The organism is Bradyrhizobium sp. ARR65 (assembly GCF_000472385.1).
GTDB lineage: Bacteria > Pseudomonadota > Alphaproteobacteria > Rhizobiales > Xanthobacteraceae > Bradyrhizobium.
The window spans coordinates 124,782-138,451 of the sequence record NZ_AWZU01000016.1; the positions used below are offsets into that span (position 1 = coordinate 124,782).

Genomic DNA, 13,670 nt, shown 5'->3' on the forward strand with positions numbered 1-13,670 from the left:
CACGCGCTCCTACTTCAGGTCCGCCTCGACATGCTCGGCGTGCTGTTCGTGACCTTGAAAGATCTTCAGGCCGGTCTGGAGCAAATTCTTCAGCTCCGGATTGGTCGCGGAGGGAATGAGCTGCGTTTCCAGCGCATTGCTCACGGTCTTGTGGTAGGCGACCTCGTTTTCGATATAGGCCTTGTCGAAGGCAGCGCCTTTGAGCTTACCGAGCTCGGCGTATTTTTCATTGGCCTGCTTGGACAGCGAGCGGCTGGTGTCGTTGTCTTCCGGTGTCACCTTCAGCTTCTTGACCAGATCGAGCGCCTGCTTGTTCACGGCCTCATGATCGCGCACCATATCCTGCGCGAACTGCTTTACCTCCTTGCTGTGGCCCTTCTCCAGGGCCTGTTTCGCGGCCTTGATATCGATCTCGCCTGCCGTATAGGCGATGTGGGCGATTTGCGGATCGGTCAGCTTCGCGCCTTGCGCGAGCACCGCGCCGCTCAAGAAGCAAATGGCGGCGATGGCCGCACTCATTCGGACGAACATGGCTCACACTCCTGTTGCGCCGGCACCGGCCGGCCGTCGAACGGTTACACAGGAGTTGGATGGTGGAATCCGGCCGAGGTTCCCGGAGAAGCTAAGTCGATAAGCCAAGTCGTTTTAGTACCACTTCCGTGAGCCGTTCACAGCGGCGGCCTGCAAATGGGAATGCTTCCAGGATAACCGGTCCGATCTTCTTCTCCACGTCCTCACGCAACATGAGGCGCGCGCGATGCAGCCGCGTCTTCACCGTTTCGGGCCTGAGCCCGAGCAGTTCGGCAGTCTCCTCGACATTCATCTCCTCCATCACCCGTGCGATGAAGACGAGCCGAAATGGCTCGGGCAATTCGTCGATAGCGCGCTCGACGAACCGCTGTATTTCGCGTTGCGCCATGGATTTTTCCGGATCGCTCGATGCGGATGCGACGGGAAACTGGATGATCTCGGCCTCCTGCTCATGCTCCGGCAACGTGCATTCGAACGAGGGACGCTGGCGGCGCAGCCGGCCCATCGCTTCGTTCATGGCGATGCGCGTCAGCCAGGTCGAGAGACTGGAGTCACCGCGAAAGCCGTCCAGATGCGTCAGAGCGCGGAGGTAAGTTTCCTGCACCACATCCTCGGCTTCGCTGTCGTTGCGCAGGATGCCGCGGGCGATGCGGAACAGCCGGCGGTTGTTGGCCTGCAGGATCGCGCGAACCGCCGCCTCGTCGCGGGCCAGCGCGCGACGGACCAGATCGCTGTCGCTAATCGAATTTGGTAAAGTCTTGACCGGCGTCGCCGAAGCCATGGCTGTTTCTCTGATGTCAAACGCTTGGATGCAATTTCAGGTCAAAGGTTCCGAGATAAGCGGGGCGCCCATCCGAATTTTCGCTGCGCAACGTCCAAACTCATTTGCGTTGCTCCTTGCCGGCATTCTGCGTTCCATGCGAACTGCGATCACCGGCCGCGTTGGAGCCGTTGCCGCCGACGGTATTGTCGGGTGGGCGTGCGCCTTTGTCCAGTTCGCTGCCATAGCGCGGCGTGCCATCAGGGTTTTGACCTGTGATGCCGTGCGACGGGCTCGCGGGATACCCGCCAGTCTCCGCAATCGCCACAGAAGCAATCGCGAAACTAAACGCGGTGCTGATGACGGCTGTTTTCATATCATCCTCCTGTCGTATCCGCCCCGTTTGAGCCGACGAAATGTTCGCCACAGCGGAGCTACCTCGAGTGGCTGCTTTCGAAAAACCGCAGGGGAACGGCGAAGGTCAATCCGGCACGAATTTCATTGACCGGGTGTCCGTTGGTCACCGCGTAGCGATAGGCGATATCGAAGGCGAGCTTATCGCTGGCCTGCCAGATCAGGCCGACCAATCCGGAAATCGTCTCTTCCAAGCCGAATTCCTTTTCATAGAAGACTTCCGCGACCGGCCGCACTTTCCATTTCGAGGGACCTTCGAGGATGGTGCCGACGAAGACATCGGCATGATGATCCCGCGTTAGCACCGCCTCTGTGTTGAAGTGAACCGTTCCCCAATCCCAGCGCTGCGAGACGATGCTGGCCCAGCTTGCGCCGACGCCGCTGTCGCCCGTGCTGTCCGGCAGCAGCACACCGAATTCGGTTGCGACGCTCGGTCCGCTCTTGTCCTGGAGGCTGCCGGGCACCACGACATGTTTGAGGAACGCGCCGGCCGCGGTCAGCTCTGTCGGCCCCGAAAACGACAGTGGCGTTTCAGCTTGTCCCTCGAACACCGCCTCCCATCCCTCGCTCAATCCGAAATTCAACACTGTCTGTGGCGCGATCAGGGTTGTCGTTCCCTGCTCGCGTCGGGCGCCGGCCGGCTGCAACTCGACCTCCAGCTCACCCGGCTCGGCGACGGCTGCGTCGGTACCGTCGAATGGGCGATAGGCGAAGGCGGGCGCCGCAAAGCCCGCGGCAGTGATGATGATCAATGATGCAGCGGCGCATCGGATCGGAAGAGACTCATCGCTGAGCATGTCTGCTCCTCCGTATGCTGCCTCACGGCGACGGACGATAGATCCAGATTCCGGCGGCGGTCTCGCCCCGTGCCGGCACTGCAAGCAGAAGGCGATCCAACTCAGGCACGAACAGGGAAGTGCGCGCACCGCCGGCGGTTGGCACGCGGGCGGCTCGCCGGTAGGCCGTGCCGTCCGCGGCCAGCACGTCGATAAAACCGTCGCCGCAACTGAGGTAAACCCGGTCGCGCTTGGCATCCACGAAGAGATCATCGACATCGCCGCAAGTGGGGACCGACGTGATCAGCGCACCATCCGATACGTTGAACACGCCGAGCTGGGGCGGCCGGCGGAACGCCACCAGGACGCGTTGGTGGGCCCCGTCCAGCGCCATCGCAAAATTCGCGCGGCGACCCGCGGTCGGCCAGGACGCAATCTTCTTTGCGGATGCCCCATCGATGACGTCGATCGCGCCGCTGTTGGGCACGTTGACAAAGATGCGGTTTGCGCTTGCGTCGAGTTGAAAACTTTCGGGATGCGCCTTCAAGGATACGCTTGCGAGCTTCTTCTGTGTGGCGGCATCAAGGATGGTCAACGCACCGTCACCATGGCCGATGAGCACGCGCCCGGCGCTTGCATCCACCCGGATGTTATCGGCATCGCTGCCGAGCTCGATCCGTCCGCTCGACGACAGTTCGGCGCCTCTGAAAAGCCGCACCGAACCGTCGCGCGCGTTCGCCACATACAGCATGTCTGTGACCGGCTCGTACCCCACGCCCTGCGGTTCCGGCAGCTTGTTGATCAAACGATCGAGACGCTGGGCCTGCAGATCGACCACAGCAAGACTGTCGTTGCCGAGTGCGGCTACGAACAGTCGGTGCCGGGCCAGATCGATCGCCATGTGATCGATCCGGCCGCGCACATCGCCAAGCGGGACCTTGGTCTCGAGCTGCAGCAAGGGTTCAGCGCTGATCGCCGCGCCGATGGCGAGCGGGATCGCCAAAGCCCCGGCTAGACCCGCCGCAGCAAAACGTGATGCTGATGCAGCCATAGCGATCCTCCCGGTGCGTCCGCCTGCTTGCAGAATTTGTAGCTGGCGCTTGACCGCTCGAACATTGTCAGTCCAACGGCTGCGAGGTGCGCGTGATATGCCGATCATCGACGAGAATGGCGATCGCAGCTACCGGCCGGCCGCCCTTCAGGCTCGGTGTGACGCTGACCGCGCGTGCACCCTGCTGCTCCTGCTGCAGGACTTTATCGACAGCCTCTCTCAGAGGCATTTTCGCCTTGTCGAGTGCCGCGCTCTGCTCCTTGGCCTGCGCGAGATCATCGCCTTCCGTGATCGGCTCGACCTTGGCCGTCGTGCCGGCCATATGATCAACAATGATCTCGAAGAATTTTCCCTCCTTCCGGGTGTAGACGGAAAGCTGCGGCCCGCTCTCCTCGATCTCGAATTTTGCGGAGATCGGCTGTCCCTGCGGCTCACTAACCCTCAGCGCTTGCTGCAGGCTGACTTTGGCGCCGCTGACCACGATAGCCAGGGCGCCGCGGCCACCGTCATCCTGGGCGAAGGCGAGGCCGGTCAGCGCAACCAAGCCTGCTATAAAAGAGCCCACGGACACTGCGATCGACAGCTTTCTTCTCATGAGGACCTCCATCAAGGATGCGAGTTGCGTGACGTCTCCAGCCCTCGAAACGTTACCTGACCATCACCCATGCCGGCTGCAGCAAGGGGTAGGCGACAAGCCCCACAACGGCCGTTGCCGCGATCAGAACCGGATTGCTCACCTTCCAGCGGAACAACACTGCAAGCGAGGCGACGCCGATCGCGGTCGTCAGCCAATCGCCGATCGCGATCTTGCCGAGCAGGATGCAGGCACCCAGGATGGTGCCGATTGCTGCCGCATAAGCGCCCTTGATGAATCCCTGCACGTTCGCGTTGCCCCGATGGCGCGCCAGCAGCGGCGCGACGATCAACACCAGCAGGAACGACGGCAGGAAGATGCCAATGGTGGAAACCAGCGAGCCCCAGAAGCCCGCGACCAGATAGCCGACGAAGGTCGCGGTGATCACGACCGGTCCCGGGCTGATCATGCCGATCGCGACCGCGATCAAGAATTGCCGCTGATCGAGCCAGCCATATTGTTGCACCAGTCCCTGCTCGAGGAAGGGCACGATGACGAGGCCGCTGCCGAAGGTCAGCGCGCCCGCTTTCAGGAAGAACAGGAACAGTTTGCCGAGCGTCGAGCCTGTTGCGACCGGCGCCATCGGTGCGGCAACCGGCACGAGGACGACCGGGAAGGCCGCAGGCGCGCGCCTGAACGGGTTGCCGTAATAGAGAATGCCGATGACGCCGGCGCCGATGAACAACAGCGCGACTTCGGCCTGCACGATGACCGTAACCGCAAGGCACAAGGCCGCGATCGTCCATTGCAGCCAGTCTTCCATGCCGAGCTTGGCCAGCCGATAGCAGGAATGCAAAATCAGCGCGATCACGGCCGGGCTGACGCCATAGAAGATCCCTGTAACCGGCTGCAGATCACCGAGATAGACGTAAAGCGCGCCGAGCGCGGCGACGATCACGAAATTTGGCAGGATGAAGCACCAGCCGCCGAGCCACGCGCCCCAAAAGCCACAACGCAGCCAGGCGACATATATGCCGACCTGGATCGCCAGTGGTCCGGGCAGCGACTGGCAGATGGCGATGGATTCGCGCATCTGCTCCCTGCTGAGCCATTTCTTGTCATTGACCAGCTCGCGCTCCATCTGCCCGACCAGCGCAACCGGACCGCCGAAACCGAGAAAGCCAAGGCGCAGGAAATAAAGCGCCAGCTCTGCCATGCGGCTGCGTTCTCGAACGGTGGTCGTCGTCACGTCAAGACTCCCTTAAACAAAAGCGACTCGGTAGGTCGAGCTCACCCCACACCATTCGTCGTGCGTGTGGCGCGCCCGCTTACCCTCTCCCCTCGTGGTAGAGGGTGCTGGCGGGCGAGGGGTTTGCTTCCGCAAGCGCATCTCTCTCGATCAGTTCAGCCCGCGGAGAGAGACCCCTGATCCGGCGCCGCCAAGTCGGCGTCACCTTCTCCTACAAGGCGAGAAGGTGAATGGAGCTCACGGCCAATGCGGTTGCACAAAAATCACCTGCGCTCAGCTCTTGCCGCTCGCCGTCTTGTCGAGCGCACCGCGAATACCCTTCGCCAGCTTCGCGGCATCGTCGTTGGCCCAGAAGTGCAGGAAGAACAGCCGCGGCTGTTCGTCGAGCATGTGGCTGTGCACCGCCGTCACCTCGATTCCTCCGGCGAGCAGGGCCTTGATCACCGGGTTGACCTCATCGCCTGTCAGCGCGAAATCGCCTGTAATCGCGGCCTTGCCGCTACCCGTCGGCTGGAAGTTGATCCCCTGCGCCACGCCCATCGGACCGACCGGCGCGATCTCCATACCGGCTTCGTTAACGGGGTCGCGGCGCGGCACGGCAAAGGCGTAGACGCCGCCGTTGTTCTGGCCCTTCACGCCGATGATCTGATCGAGTTGCGCGGTATCGAGATCGATCGCTGGCGGCGGCGAGGCGGGAGCTGCGGTGAGCGGCGTCTTGCTGGCTGCGAGCGCGTCATGAAGAGCGGTCGCCATCTTCAAGGGATCGCCGTGGCCGCCGACATGCATGTAAAAAGTGGCTGGATTCGCGCGCAGCAGGTGATTATGCACGGCCGTGATCTCAAGACCGCCCTGGACCAGCTTCGTCATCACGGGCGTGATCTCGGTCTCCAGGAGCACGAGATCGCCCATCACCATGGCACCGCCATGGGCCGGCTTGAACGCGACCCACCCGCCGAGCGCCAGGCTCGGCTTGATGGTGACGCCGTCCAGCGTCACGTTGAGATCGCTGCGCGGAAAGCCGTAGCGGCGGACGTCGCCCGACACCGCCGGCTTGCGCCCGAGCGTGTCATCGACCTTCTGCCAATCGATCGCCTGCGCATGCGCGTTGGTGATGAAGGGCTCTGCGAAAATGCTCCATTCGGGCGAACCCGCTATGGCCGCGGTTGCAGCCGATAACGCGACAGCGGTGGCGATAAGCGCGAGTTTGACGTGCATGGATATGCTCTCCTGTGATTTCCCCGCCCTCGATGGATGGATCGCTTGTGGCCCGCCTCGGGCTGAGCCACGAGCGAGCGAAGCGTGAGGCTTGGATCGATAGAACGGCGAGCGATAGCGCTGCGATAGACGGCGGCCGCAAAGAAACTCTGTGGCGCGCAGGCGCGCGTCGCGTCAGGCGCGGTGATCAGTTCGGCAAATGTAATGGAAGCTAGGCGCTGAGAAGCAGACATGCGGCGTCCTTGTCGAAACCGGACGCGATGCTTGGGCATGTCGCCTCATGGGGAGATCGCAGGTCCCCAGGCCGCGAATACTGCCAAAGAGATTTGGCCTGTCAATCGGGAAAGCGGGTTCCGCGAGGGATGGAACAGCGACTCGCGAGGCCTGCTCAATTCCATTTGATCAGGCCACGAAGCAACCGCGTCGGACTCTTGTCCGACGTGGAGAAGCTGCAAATCTCCGGAATTCCGGGTGCGGCTGGCGCGCCGTCCCGGAATGGCGGCTGACCTCTCAGATGGCGGGCACAAACGACTCCGCGCGCGCCATCGCCCAGGCGTCACGGTAGCGGGGATCGTCAGTGCCGTCGAGCAGCTCGCCCGGGAGCAGCGTCGGATAGAGTTTTGCGAATGAGCACACCTCCGTGCTCGAGGTCCGCTTCGAGAAGTGGATCGGTCGCAATTCCTGGGGATGCTCCAACCCAGCGGCGGCCAGCAGTTCGGCCAGCGCGATCAGGGTCGCGCGGTGATAGTTATAGACCCGGTCAATCTTGAGCGGCACGTGCAGCGCACGGGCACGGGTCGGGTCCTGCGTGGTTACGCCGGTCGGACAACGGTCGGTGTGGCAGCTTAACGACTGGATACAGCCCAGCGCAAACATGAAGCCGCGTGCCGAATTGCACCAGTCGGCACCGATCGCCATGGCGCGGGCCATGTCGAAGGCGGTCGCGATCTTGCCGGAGGCCCCTAACTTGATGCGGTCGCGCGCGTTGATGCCGACCAGTGCGTTGTGGACGAAATTGACGCCCTCGCGCATCGGCATGCCCAGATGATCCATGAACTCCAACGGCGCAGCTCCGGTGCCGCCTTCATTGCCGTCGATGACGATGAAATCGGGATAGATGCCGGTTTGCCGCATCGCCTTGCAGATCGCCAGAAACTCCCATGGGTGACCGATGCACATCTTGAAGCCGGCGGGCTTGCCGCCCGAGAGCTTCCGCATTTTGGCAACGAACTCCATCATTTCGGTCGGTGTCGAAAACGCCTTGTGTGTCGCCGGCGAGATGCAGTCCTCGCCCATGGCGACGCCACGGATCTTGGATATCTCTTGCGAGACCTTGGCCGCCGGCAGGACGCCACCATGGCCAGGCTTGGCGCCCTGACTCATCTTGAGTTCGACCATCTTGATCTGGTCCTCGGTGGCTACGCGAGCGAACTCATCCGGATCAAAGGTGCCGTCGCGATGACGGCATCCAAAATAGCCGGAACCGATCTCCCAGATCAGATCGCCGCCCATCTCGCGGTGATATGGACTGACCCCGCCCTCGCCGGTGTCATGCGCAAAATCGCCCTTCCTGGCGCCGGCATTGAGCGCACGCACGGCGTTCGGACTGAGCGCACCAAAGCTCATCGCCGAGATGTTGAACACCGACGCCGAGTACGGCTTGGTGCAGTCCGGCCCGCCGATGGTGATGCGGAATTCCTCCCTGGAATGAGGCTTCGGCGCGACCGAGTGGTGCATCCACTCGTAACCTTCGCGATAGACGTCTTCCTGCGTCCCGAACGGCCGCTTGTCGAGCTGCATCTTGGCGCGCTGATACACCACCGCGCGGATGTCGCGGGAAAACGGCATGCCGTCCTTTTCGCTCTCGAAGAAATACTGCCGCATCTCGGGGCGGATCTCTTCGAGCAGGAAGCGCATATGCGCCGAGATGGGGTAGTTGCGCAAAACCGCGTGGTTCTTCTGCATGAGATCGCGGACGCCGAGCAGTGTGAGCCCGCCGAAGATCAGCATCGGTACCAGCACGACGTCGAACGCTTTGGGATTGTGATCGAACATCCCGATGCCGAGCAGCAAGGCCGTCACCACGGCGCAAATCGTCAGCACGATGAAGCGTGGCGAGAACGGAAGCAGCAAGGTTTCCATGGGATACCCCTTGGGCGATTGTGCCTGTTATTATGCGCACGCGCGGCAACACGCAGCCTATCCCGCGTTGCCGCTCAAGCATATGACAATGCTTCGCTTTGAAGAAGCTAGCCGTTACGGCAGGCGCGAATCAATGCAGCCCCGCTGACGCAATTTTGCGGTGCAATGTGAGTGGGGTGAGGACCTGTCCGGAATAGGCAAAGCCTTTCGACTTGTTCGGCGGCCGCGCGCGAGGGTTAGACCGATCTTGGCTGCCAATCCGGAAATGGAACGATCTGTACGGCTCGATTGCGAGTTAAAGACGTGGATGGCCGGGACAAGCCCGGCCATGGCGGCGTAGCAAGCGGCAATAGTACGCACCACCACCGACGCACAAGTTCCTCGGGCCGGGACGATGTCGGAGCCTGCTCAGCGCTCGACGAAAGCCTTCTCGATCACGAAATGGCCGGGCTCGGTGTGGTTGCCTTCGAGGAAACCGCGCTGCTCGAACATCTGCCTGAGTTCTTCGAGCATCGCGGGACTACCGCACATCATGATGCGGTCGGTCGCCTTATCGAGCGGCGTCTGGCCGAGGTCGTTGAAGAGCTGTTCCGAGGCGATCAGGTCGGTGATGCGGCCGCGGTTGCGGAACGGCTCGCGGGTAACCGTCGGATAGTAAGAGAGCTTCTCGGACAACAGCGGCCCGAACAATTCGTCGTCGCGCAGCTTCTGCACGAGCTGCTCGCCGAAGGCGAGCTCGTTGACCTGCCGGCAGCCGTGCACGAGCACGATCTGCTCGAAGCGCTCATAGACGTCGGGGTCCTTGATCAGGCTCGCGAACGGCGCAAGCCCCGTTCCGGTCGACAACAACAGCAGCCGCTTGCCGGGAATGAGATTATCGGTGATCAGCGTACCCGTGGCCTTGCGACCGACCAGGATGGTGTCGCCTTCCCTGATCTTCTGCAGCCGCGAGGTCAGGGGACCGTCGGAAACCTTGATCGAGAAGAACTCCAGTTCTTCCTCGTGATTGGCGCTCGCCATGCTGTAGGCGCGCAGCAGGGGACGGCCATCGACCTCCAGCCCGATCATCGCAAACTGGCCGTTCAGGAAGCGAAAGCCGCTGTCGCGGGTGGCCTTGAAGCTGAAAAGGGTATCGGTCCAATGCCGGACGGAAAGAACTTTCTCTCGATAGAACGCGCTCATGGTTTGAGATTCTTCCCAGCGTCTCTTGATTAGAACAAACGACTTGCGTGGCCCCGGAGGGGGCAAAAACCCCTGAATTTGCGGGAGATTTCCGGGCTTCATCTACTGGATTGAACGAGATAATCAACCCGTATTGACGCGTAGTTGAAATGGCTCAAATGCATGTCGCGTCATTTTTGAAGCGGGTTCGAGCCATTCTAATTCCTGGCTCAATCCTTGGCGCTGCCGCTGGTAATTAACTTGCCGGATCTGCGGCCAGTGCGGCACTTAATTGCCGACGCGTTAGGGTTAAGGGGGCGGAAAACGAAGCAACGATGCTCAACAGCCAGCGCATTTTCGTCGAGGCGATCAGCAAATACGGCGCCGAGCATGGCATCGCGGTCGAGATCCGCGCCGCCGGCTGGCTGATCGTCATGCAACGCGGCGGCACGCGGCATCTCGCCTTCGGCTACGATCTCGGGCTGAACAGCGCGGTCGCTCACCGAATTGCAAATGACAAGTCGGCGACGGCGGACGTACTGACGATGTCCGGCGTGCCCTGCGTGCCGCATGCGCTGTTTCTCGACCCGGAGCTGAATGCCTATGTCCCGACGCAGGGGTCATGGCAGGCGATGCTTACGCTGCTGTCGCAAAATCCCGCGGGCATCGCGGTCAAACCCAACGAAGGCACGTCGGGAAAGTCTGTCTTCCTTGTGTCGAGCGCGCCCGGACTCGAACTGGCGGTGAATCGAATCTTCGCCTCACATGCAAGCCTTGCGATCTCGCCCTATCTCGAGATCGAGGAGGAGGTCCGCGTGGTGCTGCTCGATGACATACCGCTCCTCGTCTACAGCAAGAAACGACCGTCGGTGATCGGCGATGGCAAACGCTCGCTGCTCGAACTCGCGCTGGCGACATTACCGGCCGATCAACGATCGGCTGTCTTGCCGGAGATGTTCGCCGAACTCGACAGGAACGCGCTCGATGCGGTCGTGCCGGAGGGAGCACGGCGGGTCCTCAACTGGCGCCACAATCTGGAATCAGGTGCACGGCCGCTTCTGCTTGAGCATGGCGAGGCGCGGGATGCGTGCGTGGCGCTTGCGGTGCGCGCGGCGCAGGCCATCGGCATCCGCTTTGCGTCGATCGACATCGTGCGGGTCGAGGGCGGCTGGCAGGTGCTGGAGATTAATTCCGGGGTGATGACGGAGGCGCTGAGCAAGCTGCATCCGGAGCTGGTCCATGCGGCCTATCGCGCGGCGCTGGATAAGGTGTTTGCGTGAGATGGCGCCGTCATTCCGGGGCTGTCCGCAGGACCGAACCCGGAACCTCGAGATTCCGGGTTCGCCTCTTTGAGGCGCCCCGGAATGACAGGCGCAAATGCCCGTCAATCATTAGCGCCCGGAGAATCATCCATCGCGCGAAAAGCTTCCTCAAGCTGCGGTGAGATCGGAACGTTGAGCCGCTCGCCGGTGGGCAGCCGCCGCACGAACCACTTTTCGTAAAGCGGCATCAAATCATGGTTGGAGCCGAGCTTGCGGAAGGCGCGCTCGACCACGGCCGATAATTCCGGCTCGCCCTTACGGAACATGATGCCGTAGGGCTCGTAGGACAGATAATCGCCGGTGACGCGAAACCGATCTTGCGACTTGTGCCGCGCGATCAGACCGTAGAGCAGGATGTCATCGGTCGCGAACGCATCGACCTTGCCGTCCACCAGCATCTGGTAGGACTGCTCGTGGTCGGCCGCCGTGACGATGTTCAGGCCAAGTGCGAATTTCTTGTCGACATTGTGCATCGCCTGCTCGTTGGTGGTGCCTTTGGTGACCACCACGGTCTTGCCCTTGAGGTCGGTCGCCGCTGAAACGGGCGACGCCTTCGGCACCATCAGCTTGGTGCCGGCCACGAAGATCAAGGGCGAGAAGGCTACCAGCCTGGAACGCTCGGCATTCGCGGTGGTCGAGCCGCATTCCAGATCGATTCTGTTTTGCAGCACGGCCGCGATGCGGTCGTCCGAGGTAACCTTGACGTACGCGATCTTCAGGTCGGGATCGTCAACCTCGGCGGCGATCTCCTCGACGATCGCCTCGCAGAGTTCGAGGCTGTAGCCGATCGGACGGCTGGCCTCGTCCAGGAACGAGAATGGCGGCGAGCTCTCGCGATAGCCGACATGCACGAGGTGGGCGTTCTTGATCCGGGTCAGCGTCGGGCTAAGCCCACCCTCGCCGGCTTGATCGCCGCCTTGGGCGAACGCGGCCGCTGCCGGCAGGCAAGCCGCCAGCAAAAGGCCGATCAGCGCCGTCCACCGGCTTACATTTCGCCGCATCACCCGCTCCCATCAGTGGCCCGCCATAACAGGCACTTCGCCGGGGATCATGTCCGGCGGCACGACATCGTCGGGACCGAGCGCGTGGACGGGCGCGAGCTCGCCTTCCCACTTCGCCACCACCGAGGTCGCAAGCGTGTTGCCGATCACATTGGTGGCGCTGCGGCCCATGTCGAGGAAAGTGTCGATACCCATGATCATCAACAGGCCCGCCTCGGGAATGCCGAACTGAGACAGCGTCGAGGCGATCACCACCAGCGAAGCGCGCGGCACGCCGGCGACGCCTTTCGACGTGATCATCAAGGTCGCCAGCATCGCGAGTTGGGTCGCCAGCGACATGTCGATCTTGTAGGTCTGCGCGATGAAGATGGAAGCGAAGGTGCAGTACATCATCGTGCCGTCGAGGTTGAAGGAATAGCCAAGCGGCAGCACGAAACTCGAGATGCGGGACGATGCACCGAAGCGGTTCAGGCCCTCCAGCGTCTTCGGATACGCGGCTTCCGAGCTTGCCGTGGAGAACGCGATCATCAAGGGCTCGCGGATCAGCCGCAGCAGATGGGCGTAGCGTGGTCCGATCACGATGAAGCCGATGATCACCAGGATGCCCCAGAGGATCAGGAGCGACAGATAGAAGCCGCCCATGAACACCACGAGCTTCCACAGCACGCCAAGACCGTTCTTGGCGACGGTCGCTGCGATCGCCGCCCACACCGCGAGCGGGGCAAACATCATCACATAGCTCGTCACCTTCAGCATGATGTGGCCGACGTCATCGATCAGGGCGAGCAGCGGCTTGGAGCGTTCCGGCAGTGCGCCCATCGCGACCGAGAAGAACACCGCAAAGATCACGATCTGCAGGATCTCGTTCTGTGCCATCGCGTCCGCGATCGAGGTCGGGATCAAATGGGTCAGGAATTTTTCGACCGAGAAGGCCGACACCGGCAGTCCCGTCGACTGCGTCCTGTCCGGCAGCGTGCCGGGGAAATTCGCCCCGGGCTGCAGCAGATTGACCATGACGAGGCCAAGCAGCAGAGAGACGAAGGAGGCGCTGACGAACCAGCCCATGGTCTTGGCGAAGATGCGGCCGAGCTTGGCGCCGCTGCCCATGTGAGCGATGCCGCCGACCAGCGTTGCGAACACCAAGGGCGCTATGATCATCTTGATCAGGCGCAGAAACAACATCGCGATCAGGTTGATCGAAGCGGCAAGCTCAGCGCGCTGATCGGGCAGGAAGTTGAAGATCAGCGTGCCCGTGATGATGCCAAGCACCATCGCGCCGATGATATATTGGGTGAACCTGTTGGACATTCTTGACCCCCCGTTCAACTCCGGCGTGTCCAGTTTGGCAGATTTTGAAACTCGCGCAACACGGTTCGACGAGCAACGCGCATGCCACGATCTGCCGGTTGAGAAACCGACGCGCAATCTAGCCTGTGCGCAACGCACAAATCGCCCGCCTGCACGTTTCCTGCGC

At 62.0% G+C, this 13,670-nt stretch carries 13 protein-coding genes; 1 reads left to right on the forward strand and 12 read right to left on the reverse strand.

The annotated features are described in order from the left end of the window. Nucleotides 1-9: 9 nt before the first annotated feature. From F758_RS0119100 to F758_RS0119145, 10 genes are all read right to left on the reverse strand, one after another. Nucleotides 10-531, reverse strand: coding sequence for a DUF4142 domain-containing protein (locus F758_RS0119100; RefSeq protein WP_024509371.1), 522 nt, complete (start codon nt 529-531; stop codon nt 10-12). A gap of 91 nt (nt 532-622) precedes the next feature. Then, nucleotides 623-1,312 carry an RNA polymerase sigma factor gene (locus F758_RS0119105; RefSeq protein ID WP_024509372.1) on the reverse strand — a complete coding sequence of 230 codons (690 nt, stop codon included), beginning with the start codon at nt 1,310-1,312 and terminating at the stop codon, nt 623-625. Between the two features lie 100 nt (nt 1,313-1,412). Next, nucleotides 1,413-1,667, reverse strand: a complete 255-nt coding sequence (locus tag F758_RS0119110) for a hypothetical protein (RefSeq protein ID WP_024509373.1) — start codon at nt 1,665-1,667, stop codon at nt 1,413-1,415. Nucleotides 1,668-1,725: 58 nt separating this feature from the next. Continuing rightward, nucleotides 1,726-2,502, reverse strand: a complete 777-nt coding sequence (locus F758_RS0119115) for a hypothetical protein (protein ID WP_024509374.1) — start codon at nt 2,500-2,502, stop codon at nt 1,726-1,728. 22 nt (nt 2,503-2,524) lie between these two features. Continuing rightward, nucleotides 2,525-3,532: a YncE family protein gene (locus tag F758_RS0119120; RefSeq protein WP_035722427.1), complete on the reverse strand. Its 1,008-nt coding sequence runs from the start codon at nt 3,530-3,532 to the stop codon at nt 2,525-2,527. Between the two features lie 67 nt (nt 3,533-3,599). Further along, nucleotides 3,600-4,127 carry a hypothetical protein gene (locus F758_RS0119125; protein ID WP_157450071.1) on the reverse strand — a complete coding sequence of 176 codons (528 nt, stop codon included), beginning with the start codon at nt 4,125-4,127 and terminating at the stop codon, nt 3,600-3,602. A gap of 52 nt (nt 4,128-4,179) precedes the next feature. Beyond that, entirely contained in the window at nt 4,180-5,355 is a 1,176-nt protein-coding gene (gene chrA, locus F758_RS0119130) for a chromate efflux transporter (RefSeq protein ID WP_157450072.1), read from the reverse strand. 273 nt (nt 5,356-5,628) lie between these two features. Then, nucleotides 5,629-6,570: a DUF1259 domain-containing protein gene (locus F758_RS0119135; RefSeq protein WP_024509378.1), complete on the reverse strand. Its 942-nt coding sequence runs from the start codon at nt 6,568-6,570 to the stop codon at nt 5,629-5,631. Between the two features lie 510 nt (nt 6,571-7,080). After that, nucleotides 7,081-8,712, reverse strand: coding sequence for an FMN-binding glutamate synthase family protein (locus tag F758_RS0119140; protein ID WP_024509379.1), 1,632 nt, complete (start codon nt 8,710-8,712; stop codon nt 7,081-7,083). Nucleotides 8,713-9,120: 408 nt separating this feature from the next. Further along, nucleotides 9,121-9,894 carry a ferredoxin--NADP reductase gene (locus F758_RS0119145; protein ID WP_024509380.1) on the reverse strand — a complete coding sequence of 258 codons (774 nt, stop codon included), beginning with the start codon at nt 9,892-9,894 and terminating at the stop codon, nt 9,121-9,123. A gap of 314 nt (nt 9,895-10,208) precedes the next feature. On the opposite strand from F758_RS0119145, the gene F758_RS0119150 reads away from it, so the two are divergent. Further along, nucleotides 10,209-11,153: an ATP-grasp domain-containing protein gene (locus F758_RS0119150; RefSeq protein ID WP_024509381.1), complete on the forward strand. Its 945-nt coding sequence runs from the start codon at nt 10,209-10,211 to the stop codon at nt 11,151-11,153. Between the two features lie 104 nt (nt 11,154-11,257). On the opposite strand, the gene F758_RS0119155 is transcribed toward F758_RS0119150, so the two are convergent. Further along, nucleotides 11,258-12,196: an amino acid ABC transporter substrate-binding protein gene (locus F758_RS0119155; protein ID WP_024509382.1), complete on the reverse strand. Its 939-nt coding sequence runs from the start codon at nt 12,194-12,196 to the stop codon at nt 11,258-11,260. Between the two features lie 12 nt (nt 12,197-12,208). Continuing rightward, nucleotides 12,209-13,504 (reverse strand): dicarboxylate/amino acid:cation symporter, encoded by a 1,296-nt coding sequence (locus F758_RS0119160; protein WP_024509383.1) that lies wholly within the window; start codon nt 13,502-13,504, stop codon nt 12,209-12,211. Nucleotides 13,505-13,670 lie beyond the last annotated feature (166 nt).